Source organism: Sinomicrobium endophyticum, from assembly GCF_052983315.1.
Genome location: NZ_JBRKIS010000069.1, coordinates 24,941 through 49,121 on the forward strand (window position 1 = coordinate 24,941; position 24,181 = coordinate 49,121).

The 24,181-nt window shown below is 41.9% G+C and carries 19 protein-coding genes; 12 read left to right on the forward strand and 7 right to left on the reverse strand.

Annotation, left to right across the window (positions count from 1 at the left end):
* Positions 1-66: 66 nt before the first annotated feature.
* The 3 genes from ACVBDU_RS23295 to ACVBDU_RS23305 all read right to left on the reverse strand — a co-directional run bounded on the left by ACVBDU_RS23295 (position 67) and on the right by ACVBDU_RS23305 (position 3,478).
* Positions 67-771: a LytR/AlgR family response regulator transcription factor gene (locus ACVBDU_RS23295; RefSeq protein WP_447182070.1), complete on the reverse strand. Its 705-nt coding sequence runs from the start codon at positions 769-771 to the stop codon at positions 67-69.
* A gap of 517 nt (positions 772-1,288) precedes the next feature.
* Positions 1,289-2,488, reverse strand: coding sequence for an MFS transporter (locus ACVBDU_RS23300; RefSeq protein ID WP_447182071.1), 1,200 nt, complete (start codon positions 2,486-2,488; stop codon positions 1,289-1,291).
* Positions 2,489-3,160: 672 nt separating this feature from the next.
* On the reverse strand, positions 3,161-3,478 hold the full coding sequence (locus ACVBDU_RS23305) for a hypothetical protein (RefSeq protein WP_447182072.1): 318 nt from the start codon (positions 3,476-3,478) through the stop codon (positions 3,161-3,163).
* Between the two features lie 441 nt (positions 3,479-3,919).
* Here ACVBDU_RS23305 and ACVBDU_RS23310 point away from each other — a divergent pair, with 441 nt between their 5' ends.
* Together ACVBDU_RS23310 and ACVBDU_RS23315 are read left to right on the forward strand one after the other, a co-directional pair.
* Positions 3,920-4,138 carry a cyclic nucleotide-binding domain-containing protein gene (locus ACVBDU_RS23310; RefSeq protein ID WP_447182073.1) on the forward strand — a complete coding sequence of 73 codons (219 nt, stop codon included), beginning with the start codon at positions 3,920-3,922 and terminating at the stop codon, positions 4,136-4,138.
* A gap of 367 nt (positions 4,139-4,505) precedes the next feature.
* Positions 4,506-4,928: a DoxX family protein gene (locus ACVBDU_RS23315; RefSeq protein WP_447182074.1), complete on the forward strand. Its 423-nt coding sequence runs from the start codon at positions 4,506-4,508 to the stop codon at positions 4,926-4,928.
* A 107-nt stretch (positions 4,929-5,035) separates the two neighbouring features.
* Here ACVBDU_RS23315 and ACVBDU_RS23320 read toward each other — a convergent pair whose 3' ends face one another.
* Entirely contained in the window at positions 5,036-5,929 is an 894-nt protein-coding gene (locus ACVBDU_RS23320; protein WP_447182075.1) for a tetratricopeptide repeat protein, read from the reverse strand.
* A 20-nt stretch (positions 5,930-5,949) separates the two neighbouring features.
* Positions 5,950-6,501, reverse strand: coding sequence for an isochorismatase family protein (locus tag ACVBDU_RS23325; RefSeq protein ID WP_447182076.1), 552 nt, complete (start codon positions 6,499-6,501; stop codon positions 5,950-5,952).
* A gap of 848 nt (positions 6,502-7,349) precedes the next feature.
* Here ACVBDU_RS23325 and ACVBDU_RS23330 point away from each other — a divergent pair.
* The 10 genes from ACVBDU_RS23330 to ACVBDU_RS23375 all read left to right on the forward strand — a co-directional run bounded on the left by ACVBDU_RS23330 (position 7,350) and on the right by ACVBDU_RS23375 (position 22,436).
* On the forward strand, positions 7,350-8,045 hold the full coding sequence (locus tag ACVBDU_RS23330; protein WP_447182077.1) for a hypothetical protein: 696 nt from the start codon (positions 7,350-7,352) through the stop codon (positions 8,043-8,045).
* A 2-nt stretch (positions 8,046-8,047) separates the two neighbouring features.
* Positions 8,048-8,938 carry a hypothetical protein gene (locus tag ACVBDU_RS23335; protein WP_447182078.1) on the forward strand — a complete coding sequence of 297 codons (891 nt, stop codon included), beginning with the start codon at positions 8,048-8,050 and terminating at the stop codon, positions 8,936-8,938.
* Between the two features lies 1 nt (position 8,939).
* The gene (locus ACVBDU_RS23340) at positions 8,940-9,698 is read left to right on the forward strand and encodes a hypothetical protein (RefSeq protein WP_447182079.1); all 759 of its coding nucleotides are present in this window, start codon (positions 8,940-8,942) and stop codon (positions 9,696-9,698) included.
* A gap of 14 nt (positions 9,699-9,712) precedes the next feature.
* Positions 9,713-10,249: an OmpH/Skp family outer membrane protein gene (locus ACVBDU_RS23345; protein WP_447182080.1), complete on the forward strand. Its 537-nt coding sequence runs from the start codon at positions 9,713-9,715 to the stop codon at positions 10,247-10,249.
* The gene (locus ACVBDU_RS23350) at positions 10,236-10,853 is read left to right on the forward strand and encodes a hypothetical protein (protein WP_447182081.1); all 618 of its coding nucleotides are present in this window, start codon (positions 10,236-10,238) and stop codon (positions 10,851-10,853) included. Before ACVBDU_RS23345 ends, ACVBDU_RS23350 begins: the two co-directional genes overlap by 14 nt.
* Complete coding sequence (locus ACVBDU_RS23355; protein ID WP_447182082.1) at positions 10,850-11,440, forward strand: hypothetical protein; 591 nt, start codon at positions 10,850-10,852, stop codon at positions 11,438-11,440. The genes ACVBDU_RS23350 and ACVBDU_RS23355 overlap by 4 nt, the downstream gene beginning before the upstream one ends.
* A gap of 260 nt (positions 11,441-11,700) precedes the next feature.
* Complete coding sequence (locus ACVBDU_RS23360; protein WP_447182083.1) at positions 11,701-16,629, forward strand: hypothetical protein; 4,929 nt, start codon at positions 11,701-11,703, stop codon at positions 16,627-16,629.
* A gap of 68 nt (positions 16,630-16,697) precedes the next feature.
* Entirely contained in the window at positions 16,698-21,302 is a 4,605-nt protein-coding gene (locus tag ACVBDU_RS23365; RefSeq protein ID WP_447182084.1) for an RHS repeat domain-containing protein, read from the forward strand.
* 4 nt (positions 21,303-21,306) lie between these two features.
* Positions 21,307-21,783, forward strand: a complete 477-nt coding sequence (locus ACVBDU_RS23370; RefSeq protein ID WP_447182085.1) for a hypothetical protein — start codon at positions 21,307-21,309, stop codon at positions 21,781-21,783.
* Positions 21,784-21,803: 20 nt separating this feature from the next.
* Positions 21,804-22,436, forward strand: a complete 633-nt coding sequence (locus ACVBDU_RS23375) for a porin family protein (RefSeq protein WP_447182086.1) — start codon at positions 21,804-21,806, stop codon at positions 22,434-22,436.
* 28 nt (positions 22,437-22,464) lie between these two features.
* Here ACVBDU_RS23375 and ACVBDU_RS23380 read toward each other — a convergent pair whose 3' ends face one another.
* On the reverse strand, positions 22,465-22,977 hold the full coding sequence (locus ACVBDU_RS23380) for a hypothetical protein (RefSeq protein WP_447182087.1): 513 nt from the start codon (positions 22,975-22,977) through the stop codon (positions 22,465-22,467).
* Positions 22,974-24,179 (reverse strand): PilN family protein, encoded by a 1,206-nt coding sequence (locus tag ACVBDU_RS23385; protein ID WP_447182088.1) that lies wholly within the window; start codon positions 24,177-24,179, stop codon positions 22,974-22,976. The genes ACVBDU_RS23380 and ACVBDU_RS23385 overlap by 4 nt, the downstream gene beginning before the upstream one ends.
* Between the last annotated feature and the right edge of the window lie 2 nt (positions 24,180-24,181).

A 24,181-nucleotide genomic window follows, 5' to 3' on the forward strand; every position in this document is an offset into this window, starting at 1 on the left:
GTATTTTTTTGTTCTACAGACATTATACGGGGTAATTTATAGTTGGTATACGTTGTACATCTTTGGTTATCCCGGTACGGATATGTTATTCAACATATCTGCGAGTTTGTCTTTACTGCTTCTGCCGAGGGGCAGGGGCGTGCCATGGACTTCTACAGTACGGCAACTATACCGGTCTACCTTATCGAGATTAATGATAAAAGATTTATGAATCCGCATAAAGCGATCTGCCGGTAATTCCTGTACGAGGGCCTTCATGGAGGAAAGTATAATGATATTTTTGTCGTCCGTGACCAGCTTCATATAATCTCCCAGGGCTTCGATCCATCGGATCTTGTGGAGAAAAACCTTGTGTTTTTCCTGATTGCACCTTGCGACTATATAATCGTCATCTTCCCGGACCCCGGCCTTGAGTTTGTGTATTTCCAGTACTCTTTTTACTGCTATTTCAAAGCGTTCCGAAGAAATAGGTTTGTGCAGATAGTCCGTTACGTTATAGTCAAAAGCTCTCAGGGCATATTCTGCCTTTCCGGAGATAAGGATAACCTGGGGCGGGGTCCGCAAAGATTCCAGGAGATCAAATCCGGTGATGACGGGCATCTCTATGTCGAGAAAAATAAGATCTGTTTTTTTTCGTTTTAACCCGCTTTTGGCTTCTATAGCGTTACCGTATTCTGCAATGAGCCGGAGGGAAGCGGTGTTCCGGATAAGCCGGGCCACGGCCATTCGTTGTATGCTGGAATCATCGACAATAACACAGTTTATTTTCATGATTAATTACAATTTTGAGCTAAACCTTTCTTTTTAAAAACTCGTCTTCCATTTCGCGTAGTTCCATAAAAGGAGTATGCCACGGGGTGATGTGAAACCAACAAACTTTGTTAGAAATATTCCGGGCATACTCTCAAATATGGATAGAAGGGAGGAAAAGGTGGAACTTTATTTGTTCCACATCCGGCTCATGGAGAAAAATTACCTGATCAAATTATGTAATACAGGTTTTAATTAGCTAGTTTGGCAATTTACTGCATGACCCCTCTATAGTATAAATACACGTGAGCTTACCAAAAGTCCCTCTTTAAAGGTGAGAAAAATGAAAAAAGATTTCTCTTTTACCTGTTTGTAACTTGTTTTTCTGTTCAAATAGACGGGGAAAAGCCGGGGTAATCCCGTAATTACCGGGACGAGGAGTTGCAGAAATTCACTTCTCGTTAGGGATAGTGTTTATTATCGGGTTGAAGGTTAAAACCCGTCAATGATAATATTGAAATTGTCAGTGTATAAAGCATCATATTCTGTATTTCTTTTTCTTCTGTATTAATTTCCAGACGACGACAACACTGATCAGGATGGTAAGGGCACAGAACAGGAACAGGTATTCCATACCGAATACCTTAATAACCGCGCCTTCCAGGGGGCCGGTTACTCCAAGGGAGATATCAATAAACAAACCGTAGCAGGCCAGTGCGGCACCGGCATTGGAGGCCGGGGCCAGTCTTACGGCTTCTACTCCCAAAGCCGGGAAAACCAGGGAGAACCCCAGTCCCGTTATGGCAGCGCCTGCCAGCGCAACGTTTGGGTGGGTTGCGAGAAACAGGATAGTGAGGCCTATCATTTCTGTTACCAGGCAAACAAACGCCACTTTTAACCCTCCTTTGGAGTTGATCTGGTTGGCAAAGAAGAGCCTGCCCAGAACAAACAAAACACTGAATACACTAAGGCATAGCACGGCATTGGGCCAGTTGAAATAATCGTAATACAGGGTGATGAAGTTGGACAACCCGCCAAAGCCGAGTCCGGCCAGTCCCAGGCAAATTCCGAACGGGGCTACCAGCCGGAAAACTTTAAAAAACGAAATCGGTTTTGCTTTAAACCGTCCTACGACCGCTTTTTTGGAGAGAGCGTATACCAATCCCAGTGCGGGGACAATAAACAGGCAGATGGCAATGTAGGAAAGGCCCCAGTGTTTGTCGATCAATACGCCGAGGGGGGCTCCCAGGGCTAAAGCGCCATAGCTGGCAATGCCGTTATAAGATATGGCTGTCGCGGTATGTTTGTCCCCGGCCACCAACATGGCCCAGTTGACGGGGCTGGCTCCTATCATACCTTCGGCGCAACCGGTTATAAGCCTGGCAACTGCCAATAGTATTAAGGTAAGCATCCCGCTTTCCCGGCTTTCAAATGCAACATACATTAATACAGCACTGAGCAGGAAACCGATCATGCTGATTACAACGGCTATCTTGGGACCTTTGGTATCCACGACCTTTCCGGATATGGCGCGAACTATTAAAGTGGCCACATATTGCAGGCTGATAACCACCCCGGCAACGATTTCGCTAAAACCTAAAGTCTTATGAATAAAAATAGGGAGTACCGCCAATGGCAATCCAATACACAGATATCCGAAAAAAGTAAAAGATACGAAGCCGGTAATTTGTAATTTGGAATTACGCCGGCCGGCAGATAAAGCGGTATCAAAAGACATATAGCAGAAAGTATTTACCAGTATAGTTTTCTGCTGCAAAGGTATAGAGGAATATAGTAATGCATACGATTGCACTATACTTTTTTTACGAACTTGACGAGATTTGAAATGCTTTGCTATTTGCCTGCCTGCTCCGGAGGGCGGATGCTGTGATTTTTTATGTTTTTTGAAAAGGAAGGAGCGTTATAAAGGCTTTGTAGGAGGGGGAAGGGGTTAATATTCGTATTCCAGTCTGTCTTTTATATTAGTAAATTCCTTCTCTTTATCGGGAAACCTTAGGAATAAGTTATCTAAAATCTCTTTTGCCTTTGTACAATTTTTGAATTCACGTTCACATTGCAAACTGTACAAATTAACAATTCTGTAGTTTACATCATAATTTTCCGGAAAAAGTTCTTTTGCTTTTTTGTAATAGAAGACGGCATTATTCCATTTAGCTTTCTCAAACCATTCATCCCCGTTTTGTATAAGGGCCAGGAATTCTTCGTTTTTTTCCTTAAGCAGTAATACCTTTTGTTTTTCCTGTGGTATATAGTTTTGTTTAACGAGTTTAAAAGTAAAATAAGAGGCTATGGTAATCGATATGGTGGCAATCGTAATTAGGGCCTGTTAACACTACACACTCAAAGCGGCTTTTTGGCCTATTTTCTGCCTCTCTTCGTTATTTTTTCCTTATTTGGCGCTACCAAACTCGTCAAACATGCCTCGATAGACAAAAAATATACTCAAAAATCCATCTTTTCTGGTAGTGTTAACAGGCCCTAGTATAATATTATCTTTTTTCCTTTCCTTAAGGACACTTTTTCTAATTCTGGTAATATCTTCTTTCGAAGCTTTTTTGAAATCCAAGTTTCCGCCGGCAGCTTTCAGATATTCCTTTTTTATGTTGAGAAAAGTCTTTTCTTTGGAGAATAAGCTTTTTGACCTGAGTAACTTTTTGTTGTTCTTCAGGCTGTTGATCATTCCCTGAATACTTCCGCCTCCTGACATTTTTTGATGTTTGTTAATTTATCTGTAAATGCAATAACGCATATACTTTATCTAAAATAAGGAATTCAAACGGATTAATTGGTTTTAAGGGGAAGACGTTCACGGCAAACACACTAAAGAATAATAAGCAGTTCAACATCTCCGTGAAATCTCTGTGCATCTCTGCGTTATAGCTATTACACAACCCTGCCTGCCGGCAAAGGCAGGGTTTCACGGAGAAGCACAGAGAGTTACACAGAGCAAAAAAACGATATTAAATAGTATTGATTATCAGGAATTTAATTTTTAATGCGGTTGCCCCGGGAAGACGTTATAAATGTTTTGGTATGATGACTCCCGTTGCAAACGAACATGAGGGAGGATTTATAAAAGCAGTATAAAAAACTTGTTCTTTTGCCAAATGACAAATCCTGTCCAATGAGCTTTAATTAACTTGCCACGATGAAAGAATTTATAGATTTCGTATTACGGTTCGGAAATTTAAATCAACAACGGATAGACCTGATTTCCAAAAAGGCAGAGGAGTCCTTACTTCGTAAAGAAGAATATTTTGTCGAAGCAGGCAAAGTTCTGAAACAGGTAGGTTTTGTTATAGATGGTATTATTCGTGTCTGTTACTATAATAATAGGGGTGAGGAGATCACCAAGATCTTCATCTAAGAAAACCATTTGCTTTTTAACCTGGATAACGCCCTTATAGACAAAAACGGCCCTACCGGAAAGTTTTTTAGTGAAGAATATAACCCGGAGACCGGGGAAATTCCGTGGTAGTACCTGGAATAATGGGGCCAAGGATATACGAATTATTTTTTTAATCCCATTAAATGGGGCTAATTCCCCGATGCTCTGCATCGAAATGGGTTAAGGTTTGTTCGTTTGAATACCTCGCGTCCCGATAATTATCGGGATTGCCCCGAGGTAGTTGATTGTTGTGTTACTCCTCAAACAAAGTGTTGAAAAACAATAAATTAATTTAGGATTTGCTGTTTTTTTCGTATTTTAATAGTGGATTCTAAAGAACGGAACCATGGGAACAGTAAAAACATTGAACAAATGGGCCAATGCGCATACGTATTATCCGCTGGACCTCTTACGGGTGGCTCTGGGAGTATTTCTCTTCCTGAAAGGTACTTCCTTTGTCGTAAACAGCCAGTACCTGATCGACATCATTAAGCCGATACAGAACTGGTGGGGAGCCATGCTGACCATTCACTATGTAGCCCCTGCACATATGCTTGGGGGGATACTGATTATTTTCGGACTGCTTACCAGGTTGTCCGTTGCGGTACAAATTCCTGTACTATTGGGTGCTATTGCCATTAATTTTATAGGAGAAATGCATACGGGGAACCTTATTGCTTCTCTTGTAGCTTTTTTGCTGTGTATTTTTTTCCTGGTCTACGGCTCGGGGAAGCATTCGGCAGATTATTATTTTAAGATGCAGCAATAAATAAAATTCAAAACGGGGCCCGGAGCCTCACCAGGTACTTGTTTGGTGTCGTGCAAACAAGTACCTGTTTTTAATACATCGCAAATGCTTTGTACGATAGAAAACAATTATTCAATACTTTTTAATATTTCCTCAATCTTTTCATTATCCGGGTTGAGTTCCAGGGCTTTTCGATATGCTATAACGGCATTTTCCGAATCCCCGGTTTTTAAGAGACACTCTCCGTAACTTTCATAATGCTTAAATCCTTCGGGGAAAAGTTCGGTATTCAGTTTGAATATTTTTAAGGCTTCCGCGTCCTTTCCCTGACCCATTAAATAATGACCTAAGCCGTTGATTTCATTTTCCGAAACGCTGTTTTTTGCTTCCGATGGAGATTTCTTTTTCACAAGTTTTATAATTTGGTCTGCACTGTTTCCGGAATCATAGAGTTCAAATACATTTACCCGGTTCATGGTTTTGACCTTTTCTTTTAGTTGAGCTAAAGTTCCGACACTAAATTTTATTCGCTCTTCATCGGTAATAACAGTGGTGTCTATTTCCGAGAGTTTCCAGGGGGTATCTCCTTCCTTATAATATTGCGTTCCGAATATCTGAGGTTTTCCCTTACTAAGTAAATACCTGTCGGTAGCAGCGGCCAGTAACCATTTGTTGGTGGTGGAGTCCAGGGCAATGGCTTTTTTCATAAGCTTGACTGCCATGCCATAATCTGCAGAATCCCTGCCATGCTGAAAAATCATTGCAGCATTTTTGTAGTCCCCGGAAGTCTTTACTTTATTGGAATCCAGAAGCTGAAGTACCCGGATACGCCTGAGGCTGTCATTCCTCATAATTATCAACGGGTCCGGATCTATTGTTTTCCGGTCGATCTGGTCCGCGGTATAGATTTCTTTGAGTTCCGGGTTGTCTTCTGTTTTTTCTACAATTACTTTATTTTCGTTCTTATGGTTCCGGCAGGAACAGAAGAATGCTATAAAGGTAAACAGTATAATATTTTTCATAACGGTCGGTTTTTTGGTAATTAGGAGAAGAGTTGTTTTATCTGTTCACTTTTCTCCACTGTAATTTGTTCGTTTGTCGGGATCATGTTTTTCCATACCCAGTTGTAATGTTCAATGATCTTTTCCGCTTTTAAATGTGGCCTTTCGCTAGTGGTATGTCCGTCTTCGACAACGGTGATATGGTAATCTTTTACCAGGGCGGATTGGATGGTGGATTCCACGCAGAAGTCCGTTGCGCTGCCCGTAATAAACAGTTTGTTTACCCGAAGCATGGATAATTTGGTTTGCAGTTCCGATTTGTAAAAGCTATCATTGGCATATTTATCTATGAGAATGTCAGAAGGAGCCACATTTAACGCATCCAGGATTTCCCAATCCGGAACGTTCTTTTCAAATTCCCCGGTTCCGGTGCCGTCGTGTTGAATATGAACTACCGGGTAGTTATGTCTACGAAAGAGATCGGCAAGTTCATTTATCCGCTGTACTACACCATTGGTATCAAAACTGAGCGTTTGCGGGGTAAAAGAGCCTTTTTGCATATCAATGATCAATAAAGCTTTTCTGTTTTTCATTGGACTATATGTGTTTTTTAAATATGTATCCTTTTTTAAAAGGAAGCTGCCTTATCCGAAGACTCTTAACCACAAAGTTCGCAAAGAATATGCAAAGTTCACAAGAAATAAGCAGGCAATTACGATGTATCTTACCCGGGCCCCTAACTCTGCGAATGTCCCTGATTTCGCAGCCCCTGAACTTCAATGACGGGCGAGTACGTTAAGCCCCTTTCCCGAGGGGTATCCAGGACTATATTTTATAACTTTTATCTGAAACTAACAAGCCTACGGCAAGGTTATTTCACTTGCGCTAGGTAAAACAAAGCAGAAACAAGTGCCTGTCTTTTAACTGTTAGTAACGCAGGAAAAAAAGATATACTATGGATATCCGTAAACAGAACATTTACGTTTTAATAACGGTTAATTTATAAATGAACGGAACAAACTTTTGTTTTTTTTATGAAAAATATCTAATATTACAACCCAAATGTTATCCTGGTTGCAGCACTTGAGCTGTTTTTATTTACCAGAACAAATTATAAACGAAATTCAAAGGCCGGTGAAATAAAATTACTTATTATTTATCCCCCTAAATGAAGTCTGTGTAATAACAGGCTTCACCCCCCTAATAATTAAAAGAAACCTTTACCCGGATTAAAGGCTGGGTGTGTATTGTCATATTTTCTGTTCATGCCATATACATGATTAGCTTTTGATTTTCCGGTTTGGAAATATTGTAACAGAATAGTTCCTGTTACCCGCAAACTTTTAGCAGCGCTGTTCGATAGTTGACCGTGTTGTGCTGAATAGTTTGCGGTAACTATGATTATGTATTTTGACTGTTAACATTAAAAACCTATAGAATCATGAAAAAGATATTGTTATTGCTTTTACTGGCTCCTTTGCTGTCCATAGGACAGACCAATACATTCCCGGCATCCGGGAACGTGGGAATAGGAATAGCGGCACCCGAAGGAAAACTGGATGTAGGAGGGTTTACCTATTTGAGAGGAGCTCCTGGTCATTCAACCATTTCCGAGCAACTTAGAATAGGGAGAAGAGACAGGGATATTCGCTATCACTCCATTTATTCCAATCATACAAGTTCACCATCCGCAAATTATCTTCAAATACGTGTACATGCCGGCGGCGATTCGGATTTGGCAGGACAGGTATCTGTAATGACATTAAACGGCGCCGGAAACGTAGGTATAGGTACCGGGGCCCCTGGTGACTGGCGCCTGGCGGTGAAAGGGAAAATACGGGCAGAAGAGATAAAGGTGGATACCGGCTGGAGTGATTTTGTATTTGATAAAGAATATAACCTGCCGACCCTCTCCGAAGTAGAAGCCCATATAAAAGAAAAGGGACATTTGAAAGATATCCCCAGTGCCAAAGAAGTAGAAGAGAACGGTGTTTTTCTCGGGGAAATGGATTCGAAATTGTTGCAGAAGATCGAAGAGCTGACTTTGTACACAATACAACAACAAAAAATTATAAACTCCCAGGGGAAAATGATAGAAGAGTTGAAAGGTGAAATGGAAAAAATGAAAAAATATTAATAATGAAAAAACTATACTTTCTTTTTATACTGTTTGTTTTGTGTTATTCAGGTTTTTCTCAAAACCAGTTTCCGGCTGCAAAAGGTTCCCATGTATTAATTGACGGAGGACAAATAAATATGATAAGACCGGGTACTACCGGCGGCTGGGCCCGAGGGCTGAATTATATTAAACCGGATAATATCAGGTATGCAGGAATAGGTATTTTAGGGGGTGGTGACGAAATCAAGCACCTGTATATTGCTCATGGAAGTGCGCCTTGGGACAGTAAAAAAGGGATTTATATTTTGCCTGATGGGAATGTAGGTATAGGAACTTCTAACCCGACTCGTAAATTAGATGTTGTGGGAGATATTAAATCTGACACTCGTATTATAGTGAGCAATCCGGAATCCCCGGCTTCAAGCGTACACTTGGGCTGGTTGAATAATGTGGCTCGTATCCGGATAGGAGGAAGTGGTAATGGGGCAGGTAACGGGGTAGATATTCAAACCCAGGGAGATAAAAGCCTGATGCGCTTGTTGCACAATGGTAATGTAGGTATAGGGACCACTTCCCCGGATTCCAGACTTTCCGTTAACGGTGTCGTGCACAGTAAGGAAGTAAAAGTAGATTTAAACGGGTGGAGTGATTTTGTTTTTGCAGAAGGATACGAGCTTCCTGCTCTGGAAGAAGTAGAGCAGCATATCCGGGAAAAAGGTCATTTAAAAGATATTCCCAGTGCCAAGCAAGTAGAAGAGAACGGGATATTCCTGGGGGAGATGGATGCCAAATTGTTGCAAAAGATTGAAGAACTGACTTTATATGCTATTCAGCAGCAAAAACAAATAGAATTAATCCTGGAAGAAAACCAACAACTTCGTAAAGAAATCGATGAACTCAAAAAGCCGTAATATGAGAAAGACACTCCAAAAAATATCAGAGCATGTCCCCTCCCCTTGGGGGAGGGCCAGGGTGGGGGTATTGTTCCTGCTGCTCCCTTTTACTTTTTATGCCCAGATCAATACATTCCCGGCTTCGGGGAATGTGGGCATAGGGACAGACACTCCATCGGCTAAACTACATATTGTCGGTGATCTGTACATGAATCAGGGAGAAGGATTTAAGATTTTTGGGGACAGTAATTATTTTGGTCAATATCTGGATGGTATTATTTTTCAAATGGAAGACGGTAATGCAAGTAATGGAAATACCGATGGTGGGTTTGTTTTTAGGGGGTATAGCAGGACGGATGCCCTTTACAAAAACTGGATGGTCATTAAAGCACCGGGAAGAGTAGGTATTGGAACTTTGAACCCGGACGCCGAACTCACCGTAAAAGGAAAAATCCACACTCAGGAAGTCAAAGTAGACCTGGCAGGAGCCGTAGCCCCGGATTATGTATTTAAGGAAGACTACCATTTGCGTTCCCTGGAAGAAGTACAGGCTCATATTAAAGAAAAAGGGCATTTGCCGGGGATTCCTTCTGCTGAAGAAATGGAAGAAGAAGGAGTAAATCTTAAGGAGATGAACCTGAAATTGCTGGAGAAGGTAGAGGAGTTGACACTGTATACACTACAACAACAAACCGATCTTAGCCGTAAAGATAAAAGAATAAACGACCTGGAAAGCAGGTTGGAAACTTTGGAAAAATTAATACTTAATAAAAACTAATACTTGTTCTGTTGATGAAAAAATTACTACTTCCCCTTTCGGTTTTAGCTATTATCCTAAGCGTTTGTTCCTTTGGCTGGTCCGTACTTTCCGTACCCGACCTGGTTTATGTAGATGTCAATAAATTACTGGACGGATATAAACGATCTAAGGTAGAACGCGAAAAATTCAATCAAAAAGCAACCGCTTTAAAAGCCAATGTAGACAGCCTGGTCACAGATTGGCAAAAGGAACTGAAAAAATATGAAAAAGAGCGAGCTTCCATGAGTAAGAAGGAGCTGGAACTGCAACAGGAACTCCTGTCCGGTAAACAGCAGCAGGTTAACAATTACCAGCAGGCCATACAGCGGCAGATACAGGAAGAAGACCAGAAAATGACACAAACCGTCATCAATGATATTAACGATTACGTAAAAGAATTCGGAAAGAAAAAAGGCTACCGTATTATTTTTGGCGCCAGCGGAGGGGGAAATATTATGTATGCCGATGATGCAGCAGATCTCACCGAGGAAGTTCTGGACGGATTAAACGGAGAATATGGTAAAAAGTAAGCTTGGTCTGTTTTGTGGGGTCTTTCTTTGCTTGTTTGCGGCATGTCAAACCCGGGAGTTTGATACGGAAGAAGAACTGCTGACCTACATACGGGATGCCGAAAATGGTTTCTTACAGCAAAAAAGTGTGAATAATGTGGAGTTTTCACTTTTGTATAAACCTACGGATCTGATGGTAAAACAGGAGTTAATACAGAAGAGTACACAGGGTGTAATAGACTCTCTGCGTGAAAAATACGGACGGTATATGTATTTTGTTTTATCCATGTCCAGGAATAAGCAGGAATTGCTCAGCCACGCTGCGGGAAACCGGAGCCGGTTCGGAGCTATGGTCAACGAACTTTCGTTTCATATAGACCGGAAAGTTCATTGCTATACCCCGGAAAAAGACACATTGCCCATGGCAGATTTTATTTATCCCCGGATGTACGGTATGAGCCGGAGCACGGATATACTGCTGGTATATCCCAGGGACAAAAAGTACCTGGCAGGAGAATACCTGGATATAACTGTCGAAGACCTTGGGTTTTATACCGGGGAGGTAAAGTTCAGGATGTTGACCAATACTATTATTAGTGATCCTAAACTAAAATATAAATTATGAAAGTTGTTTCCCTATTGATATGTGTGTTTTTAGTGACTGGTCTGAATGCCCAGATCAGACCTTCCAGGATATTCCTGAAAAGCGGGGAAGAGTTGATCGCGAAGGGGAAAATAAAAGGAGATCACTATAGATACAAGCTGTATAGTAAGGGCAAGAGAATAGATACACATTTCGACGATATTGACCATATAGATGTATTTGTTACCAAAGACAGTATTGTAACATACAGGGGCATTAAGGTTAAAACTTCGGTAAAGCCCGAGATTGTCCGGGAAGTCCGGACCGGGGAGGTAAACCTGTATATTGCTTCAGCCGGTGGCTCTACATCGATGCCCATGTCCTCCGGAGGTTTCGGAGGGTTTTCGGTCCCGGTTACCTACACCATAGAGAATTATTATTTACGGCGAAAGGGAGAGGAAGAAGCTACACACCTGGGGTCTAACCAGTTGTTTACAAAGAATTTTATGGAGGCTGCTTCCGATTATTTTAAAGATTGCCCGCTATTGGTTGAAAAAATAGAGAACAAAGAGTATAAAAAGCGGCATCTGGAGGAAGTTGTCACCTTTTACAATACCAGGTGCAACTAAATTACTCACTATAAAGAAATGACAGGCAACAGGCTTTCGCCTAAGATAATAGCTGAGCATTGTTGTAGATCTGTTTAAAGTAAAAATCAAAAGTGATAATATCACCAAATAAGTCCGACTGTCTTTGGACGGCAATGGAAAAGAATAAAGTAAAGAAATACTGTTTTTATGAAATGCTCATTAACAAAACGGCAACCTAATCGAATAATGTTTTTAGGGCATTCCATACTAACCGCTAAAAAAATAATAAATATTAACAGATGAAAAGATCTAAACGCTCACACCGTGTAATCGCACTTTTTCTGGTCTTTAGTATGTTACCTTCCCTGGTGCCTTATAATATGTTACAGGCTTCCGGTAATGGCCCTACAGCCCCCGAAGCTACCGGTTTTGAACCGGTGGATGCCACGGATATGGTAAACCTGGTGACGGGAGATTTTTCTTATGTATTACCGCTGCTAAACGTACCCTCACCGGAGGGAGGATACCCGCTTGCTTTGGCTTATCATGCTGGCATAGCCATGGATCAGGAAGCATCCTGGGTAGGATTGGGATGGAGTTTGAATCCCGGTGCAATTAACAGGAACATAAATAACCAACCTGATGATTGGAAGGATGGTATGAAGGCTACGGTAGTCCGGGATGCAGGCGGAGAGCAGACTACAAATTCGCTCTATGTTGGAGTCGGTTGGGGGGATGAAAATAAGAGCTCTGTAGGATTGGCTCTAAATTGGTCTGCGAACAGGGCTTTTGGAGGAGAAACTACTTATAATTATTCTGCTTCGGGAAGTTTTCGGAGTCAAGGGTATAATGTGGGAATTTCCAGTAATGGTTTTAATGCAGGAGTGGGACCAATATCTTATAATTCATCCGCTAATGGTTTTAATGTTGGGGTGGGACCAATATCTTATAATTCATCCGCAGGTCTTGGTATTGATTTATCCATGGCGATTACTCAGGCAACAAATGATAAAATATATGGAAACTTTAGTTTATATACTAAAGAAGGGATAGGAATATCCTTACATTCTGCCAGTGGAGCGAGTATTTCTCTTGTAGGAGATAGCCAGTCAGCAAGTAATTCTATGGGGCTAATAAGTTATAGCCGGGGCCCTAAGTTTTCTGTTAATGCCAATTTCGGGATATTTAGGCTTGCCTTTACCAGGCAAAAAATACGTTATTGGACATTTGACGAAAAAAGATATGGAAATACAGGGACTTTGTATGCAGGTGGATTAAACGATATACTTAATGACCGTATATTACCATATTTACATTCTTTTGATGCCAGTGAGTCCTTGTATAGGACAGACTATGCCCAGGAAGCAGCGGAAAACAATCCGGGATATTTATCTTATGATCAGTACAATGTTGCGGCGCAGGGGATTATGGGAAGTATTTCTCCTTACCTTTTGGATTCCGGCTACATACATCAGCCTCTCCGGTCCTTCAATAATGAGAATGTTACAGTTGGAAGTAACAACTTTAAACTTCGCGATGTTTATAGTTATGTTCCGGAACCATTTTCCAAAAGTGTGGATGCTACAGCACCCGGAAACAGAGTCCATTTCTATTTTGATGGAGAATATTCCTCTTTTTATACTACGGAACCAGGTAATACATGGAGTTATCCTAGTATCTTTAGAGGGATGCAGGACTTTTATAGCAATACCAGTATTTCTCATGAAAATGTTTACGGTGAAGGGTATGTGTCCTCTAAAAACAGGCTGAAGAAAGGGAGTTTTATTGAATCTTATACAAATAAAGAGATACAGGAAAACCCTTCATTGGTATTTGATAATGTAAACCGGCAAAATATGCCGCCTGATGGTATAGGGGCTTTTAAAATAACTGTGGCGGATGGAAAAACTTATCACTATGCTTTGCCAGTTTATCAAAAGGAAAAATTTAATAGAAATACAAAGAGCGAGCTGAATATTGATGAAAAATACATCGAGGAACAAGCCTTAACACCATATGCAACCCATTGGCTTGTGACTGCTGTTACCGGACCCGATTATGTTGATACTAACGGCGATGATAAAATCGATGAAGGCGATTATGGATACTGGGTAAAGTTTGAATATGGAAAATGGTCTGACGGATATGGATGGCGAAATCCTACACAAGGATTTGCCTACGGTGAAAACAGTAAAGGATATGCGTGGGGGGTAAAGGAAATATATTATCTGGATAAAATTAAAACACGGACCCATACAGCATTATTTGTCAAAGAAGCAAGGGCTGACAATAAAGCCAGACCTGTTAAAGTCGGACAGGACAGAAATAATCTTGCATGGTATGATGCCGTATATTATAGTTGGCAGTTAGGGATTCCAAGGTATAAAGGTACGGATGGAAATATATATTACCCGGGCGCTTATTCTTTGGCTCCTATAAATACTTTATCGGGGGCACCAGGTGAATCTGCAACACTTGTTATTGACAATGGATTTTATGCTGAGGCTAAACCTCATAAAACACTAAGGTTAAAAGAAATCATACTTCTAACAAACAATAAAGTGCCTTCAGTCCTGAATAAAGTAAATGGAACAGAAGGAAATCCTGCTCTGGTTTCGGACTTTTTATTTAAGGAAAGAGTTCGTGCGGAAGTTAGCGGACCCGGAGGGGAAAATTTTGATACAGGATATATTTCTTATGAGGATATTTCCTATAAAGGAGAATATTACAAAAATATTTTAGATGAAAAGGACATCTCCGTATTGACTCCGAACCTTAAGAATGACGCTATTAAAGTAATTACTTTTTATCAGGATTATTCCCTTGCCGGAGATTCTCCTAATTCGGAAGCTTCTACAAAAGGACGATTAACCTTGAGAGGAGTAGGATTTAAGGGAAAGAGAGAAGAGCAAATAATTCCTTCATATAAATTTGATTATTATAATTCGGGCAATTTTAATCCGGATGGAAAAGATAGTTGGGGATTTAACGCCAGTAATCCTGCAAACTGGAGTCTTAAAGAAATTACTACTCCGGTTGGAGGTAAAATAAGAGTAGAGTATGAAAGTGATGACTACAATATGGAGGTTGCAGTCAAAGGAGCCACTGCTGCCAGGAGTATTTCCGGGGGAGGAATACGTGTACGTAAAATTAAATTGCTTGATGGAAACAATAATAGTTATGAAAAAGACTATTTGTACAATATACCGGAATCCATAGGAGATCCTAGATTTAGCGGTAGCGGATATATTTCTTCCGGTGTTACCACATTTGCCCCGTCCCAAGAGGAAAAAGAAATTCCCTTTGCAAATTATCTTCCGGCACCTAATGTTTTATACGAATATGTAACGGTAAAAGATAACGACAAATTTACCCGATACCATTTTAAGGTATATAAACCATATCAATTTAATAATGGAAATTATAGTTTAGGGGATGCTATGGTTATAAATACGATACAGAAAAAAGAAGAAAGTATTCCCGGAGCGAATAGTTATTCGGGAAAGAATATAACGATTAACACAAGAAAGTTTGATATCAAAGATAATTTGGCATCTATAGGAACTTTATTGGAAAAGGAAGTGTTTAACAATGAATCTCAATTGTTATCAAAAACGGAGAATTTTTTCTCAAATCCTGAAAATGCGGATCAGGGAGTAGTTAAAGAATCTTATAATAATATTAAAGGCCTTCTGGGCGAATATAGTTCAGGGGTGGGGATATTTAAAGTGAATATTGACAATACCTCGAAAACCAAGTATACCAGTGCAGTGACCGAAACAGTTACTTCCATAGGAGGACATGTCAATACTACATATGTAGATAAGTATGATTTTATTACCGGGCAACCATTGGAGACTCGGAATGTTGGTAGTGACGGGACTACTTATTTAACTAAAATAGTCCCGGCCTATACAAAATATTCTGCAATGAGGAGTATGGTTGATAATCCGGGGAATAAAAATATGCTGACCCAACAGGCTGCTCATTTTAAATACAAATTGGATACTCAGACCCGTACTCCCGTGGGGGTAGGGATTACTACATGGAAAAGCTGGAACAATAGTGTGTGGCGAAAACACAAGACTTATACCTGGAAAGGGGAGATCAATGCTGATGGAACTTTCAAAAATTTTTCAGATAATTTTAACTGGACTACGACGGGAGATTCCCAGGCGGAAGAATGGCAATTACTCACGGAAATCACCAAGTATAATGTATATTCCAATACGCTGGAAGTTAAGGATGCAAATAATAATCACCTCTCAACCAAAATGGGAGATAATAACACTAAAGTTATAGCTACCGCTAATACTGCCTACAATAATTTCTTCTTTTCCGGAGCAGAATACAGCAGCGGAAACACACTTAGTGGAGGAGTCACTAAGGATGCCTCAGCTGTCATAACAACCTCAAGGGCTCATACCGGGAAGAAGACGATACAGGTTGCATCTAACGTCAAAGCATTTAAGGCTACACCAGGAAGTACAGGCACCTATCGTCTGTCAGTTTGGGCACATAAATCTAATTATGCAAATACCAGTGTTACTTCAAATGAACAAAACTTTAATTTTAATCAGGAGGAAACCATAATAGCGGGAGATTGGGTACAACTTAATTTTACTATAGATGTGGCTTCCGGAAAGGAAGTGTCCTTGACCACAACTTCGGGAACAGCTTATTATGATGATTTTCGTTTACATCCCGTATCTTCTTCCATGACTTCCTATGTGTATAATGAATATGATGAACTCACATGTATTTTAGGAACCAATAACATGGGGACAAGATATGAATATGATGCCGGAGGAAGATTGATAAAGACCTATGCGGAAGCCGCTAATTATGAAAGTAAATCCGGGGGGTATAAATTGATCAAAGAAATAAATTATCAATATAAGGAAGATGCTGATACTCCTTATACTCAATTAGTATTACTCCCTCAGATAAGAGGAACATTTAATGAGTCACCGGAGTTTAGTGCTATAACTAATGGGGGCAGTGGTTACATCGAATACCGTTGGGCCCTTAGCGAAGGGGATTATTCCAACACCTACGATGCGTGGACGCTTCACAGCAGTCGAAGATATATAATGACCTGCCCTGATGACAATGGCAGCACAGTTTATTATCGTTGCCAGGTAAGGGATAAAGTGACGGGGGAGATCAAGACAAAATCCGGGAATTTTGTATGGGAATGCAGTGAAGATATCGAAGGGGAGAACTGATAAAAAGGATATCTATTGCAATGTAAAATATGGATAGTTTATAAGACAAAGTATAAAATTAGAAACGAATGAAGAATATAATTTTTACATTCACGCTGTTACTCGTTGGTGTATCGGTATTTTCCCAGGAGGGTCCCATTACAACCATCCAAAAAAGTGTTACCAACAGTACCTACTATACTGAAGGCACATCCGGTTCTTTTAGCAGTATTTTTAGTCAAAAAATAAAACTGGACGTCCGGTATTCCTATGTGGGTGATCCTTTGGAGGACAATGAAGGGGAAGATCACAGAATAACTTTTCAATTGTGGAATAAGACCAGCAACAGTGCGGTCACGCCCCTGCAAACTATGGAATACAACCCGCTATCCGGGCCTCATACCTATTATAACGAAGTACAGATCAGTGCAAATACCAATTACGAATTACGCTACTCGCTGAGTGGGATAGGTTCCACCATAACGTACAAAATAATTTATATCAAAGAAGGATATCCCATTCCTTCCAGGCCGAATAACCCGGAGATAAGCGCTCTTGGATGTAATGAAGTAACCCTGCGGAGAGTAGGAACTCCACCGGAACCAACTACCTGGTACTGGCAAGGGAAAGATGCCAACGGAATGAGTACGACAAAAGGATCGGGCACTACATTCAAAGCTAATGAGGGTAGCGGAACCTATTACATACGGGCCCGTAACAGTAGCGGATGGAGTACGAGTTCCGGGTTTGTTTATGTGAACATTCCCTCCCCCCCGGCGAGGCCGGATCCCCCCACCATTACCAATAACGATGGCAGTACAATTTTAACCCGGGGGACGCCACCGGAAGGAGTAACCTGGTACTGGCAGGAAACGGAAGGAGGAGAAAGTATTTCCAATAGTGACTCCAGTATAGAATTAACCAGCGGAACAGTGTATTACCTGAAAGCCCGGCTGGATAATGTAAACTGTTGGAGCCCGGCAAGAATCATAAACTATACGGTAAATGACTCTAATCTCCCGCCATTCACGGTTACGGACCAGGACAGGAACTGGATTTCTACGGTGACGTATGACATTGATGGAAATATGAAGGCTAATAGTGTTTCTTATGCCAATGCTTTAGGGAAGCCTGTCCAGGTACAGAGTGTGGATGTAAAAACCGGGAAAATATGGGCTGCTCAAACCTTGTATGATGGGCAGGGAAGAGCTGCTTTCCAGACTGCGCAGTCGGCAATTGATGCGATAACCCCCAATACCTTTAAATACAGAGGAGATTTTATAAAGAAAAGCAACGGCAGCAATTATACTGCTGCCGATTTTGAAACCAACCCGGATAATCCTGCTGCTGTAGGCAATCAGGCCGGAACCGTGGGATGGTATTACAGCGAAAGCAATACTTCGGAGCCCTACCAGGACGTAACCGCTTACCCTTTTTCCAGGCAAATATTCAGTGAGCTTAGCCCTGGTAGCGTACTGAAGAGCATAGGTGGGAATAAGATCGACGGGGCATGGCCGCAGGCTTATGCGTTTACCATGCAGGCTTCCGGCGAACTGGCACAAAGTATGGCATTCGGAGAAAGTAAGTACACCGCCATTAAAACAGTAAAAACGGTAGGCAGGGACGCGCATGGTGTGGAAAATGTCGTTTTTACCGATACGGATGGCAGGACCCTGGCAGCCGCAAGAAGCGGGGGAGGAAGTGTACGAAGTATGACTTTGAACATCGGGCAACAGGGATATGCGGATATCCACGTTCCTGCCGGGACAACGGGTTTTACGGTAAACAAACCATCCGGGGTACAGACCTCGGTATATAATCTTATCACAGAAAAAAAAGTAACTACAGCTACCACGTCACTGCCCAACGGGTTTTATCGCGTTGCAGTTACCGATGTGGATAATTATAATCCCGGTAACCCGGTAAAGGTTACATACAAAGAAAATTATTACGATTATGCGTTAAATGAATACGATAAAGCAGGACATTTGATCGCCTCCTATCAGCCCTTTGGTAATACGAAATCTGTCAAACCTAAGACCACTTTCAAATATGATGCCCTGGGGCAATTGATATATACGAATAGTCCGGATGAGGGAGAGGCCTGGTTTAAATACCGTAAGGACGGGCAGATACGTTATTCGCAAAACAGTAAGCAGAAAGCGGCAGGCGAATTTTCCTACACCAATTATGACAACCGGGCCCGGCCGGTAGAAAGTGGTGTCGTGGTAAGCACGGCCTTTAATACGGCCAACCCAGATACGAACACCCTGCCCTCCGGTACCAAAAAGGAACAGCAGTTTACGGTTTATGATACCGGTGAAAACATAGCTATAGGAGGAAGTACCCGGACACCAAGTTTTGTGGCCGGCAATGTAGCCAAAACTCGTAATGCTTATACGACCACTTGGTATAGCTATGATGTTTACGGCAGGGTAAGCTGGATGGTACAGGATATCGCGGGAATAGGCAAAAAGACCATAGACTACGAATACCACCCGGTAAACGGGCAGGTAAGCCGTGTGGTTTACCAGAAGGATGTGACTGCGGAACGCTTTATACACCGGTATACGTATGATAAGACGGATCAGCTGGTAAAAGTGGAAACTTCTGTGGACGGCGTCAACTATGCTCCCCGGGCCACGTATAGTTATTATGAAAACGGGGGACTGAAACGTACCGAACTGGGAAATGAGTTGCAGGGAATAGATTATGTGTACAACATTTCCGGGCAGTTGAAAAGTATCAACCACCCGGCCTTAAGCGCCGCCAAAGATCCGGGGGCGGACGGCAATGATATTTTCGGGATGACATTGGATTACCACCGGAACGACTATATGCGCAACGTTGGTAATGTAAGCCCTGCCACCTACGGGCAGGATCGCCTGGACGGCAATATAAAAGGAATACGCTGGAATAACAGGCACCAGCCGCTTGCCGGTGCGGAAAATGCATACAGCTATACGTATGACCGGAATAACTGGCTGTCGGAAGCTACTTATGGACAGTATGCCGAATCTTCCGGCTCGGATATAGACGCGGATATTACTTCTACGGCAGTGACCGAGAGCGGAAGCACGCTTCCCCTGGAAGCGACCAACAGTATTGTTTTAAAACCCGGTTTTCATGCCAAGGCAGGGAGCATTTTTACTGCAAGGATCGTCAAGGTAAACGGTTTTGAAGAAAATGCCAAAGGCGATTACAATGTAGCTTTAACCTATGACGCCAATGGTAATATCCAAACCCTGAATCGAAATAAAAATACCGCAGGGAACAGCAATGCGATGGACAAGCTAACCTATAATTATAGTAATGGTAAACCTAACCGTCTGGATCATGTAAAAGATGCCGTAACCACTGCTACCGGGGCAGATGACATCAAAGGGCAGGCTACAGGGAATTATGTATATAATGCTATCGGGCAGCTTGTGGAAAACAAAAAAGAAGGAGTAAAATACGTCTATAATGCTGCCGGGTTGGTTACCCAGGTGCAAAAAAATAACGTACCTTTGGTTAAGTTCTTTTACAATGATCGTGATCAAAGGGTCAAAAAAGAAAGTTACACCAATGGCAGCCTGGCTAAGACGGAATATTATGTAAGGGATGCTTCGGGTAGTATAATGGCTATTTACCAGGGTATTTCGGCCAAGGAATATCCCATTTACGGGGGTAGCCGTCTGGGTGTTTATTTCAAAACCAGCAATACGGCTATCTACCAGTTAACGGACCATTTAGGAAATGTACGGGCGTTGATACAGGAAAATGGTGAACTGGCAGGGGCTACGGATTATTATCCCGGTGGGATGTCCATGCCCACAAGAAAGTTAACGGATGCTGAGGGCTACAGATATGGTTACCAGGGAGAATTTGCCGAGACCGATGTTGAAACTGGAAAACCTGCGTTTAAATTAAGATTATATGACCCGAGGATAAATAGATGGGTATCTCCGGATCCTGCCAACCAATATGTGTCACCGTATCTTTCTATGGGGAACAATTGGATAGGTAGGGTAGACCCGGATGGAGGGTTTGATTCCTGGCTTGGTGCGTTTTTCTATAAAATATTCAATGGAGGAGGAGAAATATATAAAACTGAAAATGGAGGATTCCACATAGGAAGAAATACAAATGATGGAGGAGTGGAGATAATTACAGGATATCAATGGGAAAAAGACAATTTACATAAATTTGCTATCGGATATGAAACCCAGGCAACTTTGACATTTGCAGCTTTTATAGGAACAGATACTAATGGAGGTATACAACAAGTATATTTTCCTAAGTATCCCGACCAAATGTCTGTTTATGGTTCTATAGATAGCGGCCCCAAGATTACTACCGAATTGGATGCCTCTGTAGGTGTGGGACAAAACTATTTTGTTTCCTATTACGATGGAGATACTAAAGATATAACACCCGAAGAGTATGCAGGGAGATATTGGGCCATAGAAGGAGCAATTGGGGCGTCGGTGGGACTAAACCCTGAAGGACGAGTAGGATATTCTCGGACTTATCCTGATGAAGCCGGAGGAAAATGGCACACAGTTTATTTAGGAAAGAGTGTAAGCATTGGCCCTCAATTAGGAACTACTTTTGGAGTTTCGGGCTCCATAGCACATCAGCAGGGAGTATCTAAACATCTTATCAATTACCCATTTCCCGTGAATAGACTTATTCGTCAATTAAAAAATTGAAAATATGAATAAAAAAGTAAAATTGTGGTTTATTTTTTTAGGAATGCCTGTTTTTGCTGTTGTTGCAGGAATATTAATATATGTAAGTAACAAGAAAGATCAACAAGACAGAGAAACTTATATTCAACAATATTGGGAACAATGTGATATAGAATTTTGCGGTATAGTAAGCGATAAAAAAATAGTAGATCGTGGATTTGGTTATGTTTGTATGGACTTGAGATATTCCAATAAACCAGAGGGATATACATTATATATTAATAATGAATCTTTCGTATGTCAAATAAAAAATGATAAAATTCTTTTTATCACGGAGGCAGTGCAATTAGAGATTGGAGATAGTATTTGTTATAATATGAATGGTAGTAAAAATGAGGTAAGATATAGAAACGGTAAAAAATTTCTAATGTTTGAAAATCGTGTTATTGGGATGGGGCATGTAAGTAGAAATCACACTGTAGATAAGTATGAATGTGAATAAAAATTAACTAATGTATATATATGAAAAAACTATACCCGCTCACCATCCTGTTTATTTTAACCATAAACATCAACACCGCCCAGGAAAATGTAGAATTGGGTCTTAAAGCCGGTTTAAATTATTCGAGCTTTATTAATAACAATGACAGGAGTATTCCTGCAGATTACAAAGGCAAGGCAGGCTTTCACGCCGGGGGTTTTGTCAATTTTAGACTGACAGAAAAGCTTTACATAAGGCCGGAGGTATTGTTCTCTCAACAGGGAAGTGAGTTTGAAATAGATCCGGAGGATACAAATGTCAACGATCCGGAAGATCCCATCTTTATATCCGATGGTATTTCCGGAAAGATCAAAGAATCGGTGATCCTGGTCCCGGTGATGGCGGGTGTTTTTGTAACAGATAAGCTGGATGTGGAATTAGGGCCGCAACTGGCCTGGGTGGTAAACAGGGATGTTACCTATGAAAATAATCCGTACCCTCTTGCCCTGATACGCAATGACGATTCAGGAGATTTTGAGTTCGGTGTAAACGCGGGATTGGGATATCATTTTGGAGCGCATTATCGTATCGGGCTTCGGTATACTTACGGTATTACCGAAAGACAAAACCTGCACAGTTCCGTTTTTCAACTGGGCTTGTATTACACACTATAGCATAGAAACAGGATAAAGAAAACCTGCTTCAGTCAAAATTCCGTACCAGCAAATTCCCTTGCAGGAATTCTTTCCCGGTACGGAAGTTTTTCTTTTTTTCCAGGTTGAGGCTTACCACTTCCCCGTAGCCTGTTCGCTGTTCCAGGCGGTAGGTAAAGGCCAGGATATCGTTATAACCACCTTCTACCGTAAGGTCATAAGTGTGAATTTTAAGCCCTTCTTTTTCGAAAATATGAGGCTCGTGAAAGGCGATGACCTTGAGGTTCAGTTCACCCGCATTTTCGTTTACTGCTTTCAGGAGGTTGTGCTGCATGGAGGTACCGCCTATCTTGTATTTGCGCAGCAGCGAGTCGTAATAAGCATTTTTTTCATTGAGGATAGATAATTGCCTGGGAATATCATTAAACAGGGATTCCTCGGCCTTCAGGGCATTGTATTCGCCTTTGGTACGGACCGTATTGGAAATAGCCAGGGTATAGCAGAGGAATAAGGCCAGTAGAAATACGGCAACGGCGGCTATGTTTTTGTTCCGGGAAGTCATGGATTGTTTTTTATGGCTAACATAATGGAGAACGAAGCGCCGGAGACGGAGGAACCGTAATCTCTTATAGAGACGTTTTCCGTCCAGTTCATAGCTTCCAGTTCCTCTATCCATTCGGAGAAGCGGTTACTGTCCGCGGATTCCCCGGAGATCATAATCCGGTCTTCCTGTAACAGCACTTCCTGCCCTTCCTTGACCTGTTTCCGCAAAGGCTGGTAGCGGATCTCTTTCAGCAGGATGGAAGCGGGGAGGGCCTGTGTAATCCGGTCGGTGTAATAGGAACTCCTGGAGCCGGAGGAGGACCGGATATCCCCGACAACCTTTTCTTTTTTATCCACTTCCTCTTTCAGTTTCATAAAATTCTCCCGGTTAAGCCGGTTTACTTCCGAGGCTTGCTTTATGACTTCGGTTTTCTGAAAATAATGGTTAAAGACCATAAAGTTAACAAGCAACAGGGCAAGAAGGAAAACCAGGGCGCTGCGGACGAATATCCGGAAAAAACGCCGGTGGTAAAACTCCTGCCGGAAGTAAGCGTTCCGGTCCGAAAAGTTGGAGACGGAACCGGTATTTCCCGTAATAAGCCCCAGTACGGCAGCAAATCCTGGCAGGTGAAGCCCGGGGATTTCCAGGCCGTTTACCGTATATGTGATACCCGGCACAGTCTCTTCTTTCCGGATATCCGCAAGCAGCCCGTCTGCAAATGTCACCCCGGCGTTGGAAACCCCGGTTTCCCCGTTCCCGGTAAATGCGGCCAGGTGCTGCATACACAATAGGCCGAGGGAGAACCCGGAAGGGGTATACCCTTTGGCTTTCAGCTCCCCGAGTATACGGTCTACATATGCTTTCCGGCAGATGGCGATAAAAGCACGTTCCCCGGAAGCGACTACCTCGTAGTAAAAATCCTCTATTTTAATATTCGGAAAAGCTTTGTTCACTATAGCGATATCCGCATTCCCGGTGGTCTCCGTAATCCTGGTGAGTATGTTATTGGTATTGATAACAACCAGGATATGATGATGGGCGGACAGGGTACCGGGAAGATCTTCCGGTGCACCGGTGACGCCGCTTTCTGTTAAGATGATCTCGTCTTTCTGTCTTTTTACGACGGTGTTAATCCACCCGGTAACCCCGGAGGTTTCCGTGAGTTCCAGCGCCTGGAATATATGGCCTTCCCTGAGGGATGTAAGCAGGTTTCGGATCATAT

What these genes read in the sequence shown, in the direction of transcription:
- ACVBDU_RS23295 (WP_447182070.1), bottom strand. Translation starts at nt 771, where the DNA reads ATGAAAATAAACTGTGTTATTGTCGATGATTCCAGCATACAACGAATG.
- ACVBDU_RS23300 (WP_447182071.1), bottom strand. Translation starts at nt 2,488, where the DNA reads ATGTCTTTTGATACCGCTTTATCTGCCGGCCGGCGTAATTCCAAATTA.
- ACVBDU_RS23305 (WP_447182072.1), bottom strand. Translation starts at nt 3,478, where the DNA reads ATGTCAGGAGGCGGAAGTATTCAGGGAATGATCAACAGCCTGAAGAAC.
- ACVBDU_RS23310 (WP_447182073.1), top strand. Translation starts at nt 3,920, where the DNA reads ATGAAAGAATTTATAGATTTCGTATTACGGTTCGGAAATTTAAATCAA.
- ACVBDU_RS23315 (WP_447182074.1), top strand. Translation starts at nt 4,506, where the DNA reads ATGGGAACAGTAAAAACATTGAACAAATGGGCCAATGCGCATACGTAT.
- ACVBDU_RS23320 (WP_447182075.1), bottom strand. Translation starts at nt 5,929, where the DNA reads ATGAAAAATATTATACTGTTTACCTTTATAGCATTCTTCTGTTCCTGC.
- ACVBDU_RS23325 (WP_447182076.1), bottom strand. Translation starts at nt 6,501, where the DNA reads ATGAAAAACAGAAAAGCTTTATTGATCATTGATATGCAAAAAGGCTCT.
- ACVBDU_RS23330 (WP_447182077.1), top strand. Translation starts at nt 7,350, where the DNA reads ATGAAAAAGATATTGTTATTGCTTTTACTGGCTCCTTTGCTGTCCATA.
- ACVBDU_RS23335 (WP_447182078.1), top strand. Translation starts at nt 8,048, where the DNA reads ATGAAAAAACTATACTTTCTTTTTATACTGTTTGTTTTGTGTTATTCA.
- ACVBDU_RS23340 (WP_447182079.1), top strand. Translation starts at nt 8,940, where the DNA reads ATGAGAAAGACACTCCAAAAAATATCAGAGCATGTCCCCTCCCCTTGG.
- ACVBDU_RS23345 (WP_447182080.1), top strand. Translation starts at nt 9,713, where the DNA reads ATGAAAAAATTACTACTTCCCCTTTCGGTTTTAGCTATTATCCTAAGC.
- ACVBDU_RS23350 (WP_447182081.1), top strand. Translation starts at nt 10,236, where the DNA reads ATGGTAAAAAGTAAGCTTGGTCTGTTTTGTGGGGTCTTTCTTTGCTTG.
- ACVBDU_RS23355 (WP_447182082.1), top strand. Translation starts at nt 10,850, where the DNA reads ATGAAAGTTGTTTCCCTATTGATATGTGTGTTTTTAGTGACTGGTCTG.
- ACVBDU_RS23360 (WP_447182083.1), top strand. Translation starts at nt 11,701, where the DNA reads ATGAAAAGATCTAAACGCTCACACCGTGTAATCGCACTTTTTCTGGTC.
- ACVBDU_RS23365 (WP_447182084.1), top strand. Translation starts at nt 16,698, where the DNA reads ATGAAGAATATAATTTTTACATTCACGCTGTTACTCGTTGGTGTATCG.
- ACVBDU_RS23370 (WP_447182085.1), top strand. Translation starts at nt 21,307, where the DNA reads ATGAATAAAAAAGTAAAATTGTGGTTTATTTTTTTAGGAATGCCTGTT.
- ACVBDU_RS23375 (WP_447182086.1), top strand. Translation starts at nt 21,804, where the DNA reads ATGAAAAAACTATACCCGCTCACCATCCTGTTTATTTTAACCATAAAC.
- ACVBDU_RS23380 (WP_447182087.1), bottom strand. Translation starts at nt 22,977, where the DNA reads ATGACTTCCCGGAACAAAAACATAGCCGCCGTTGCCGTATTTCTACTG.
- ACVBDU_RS23385 (WP_447182088.1), bottom strand. Translation starts at nt 24,179, where the DNA reads ATGATCCGAAACCTGCTTACATCCCTCAGGGAAGGCCATATATTCCAG.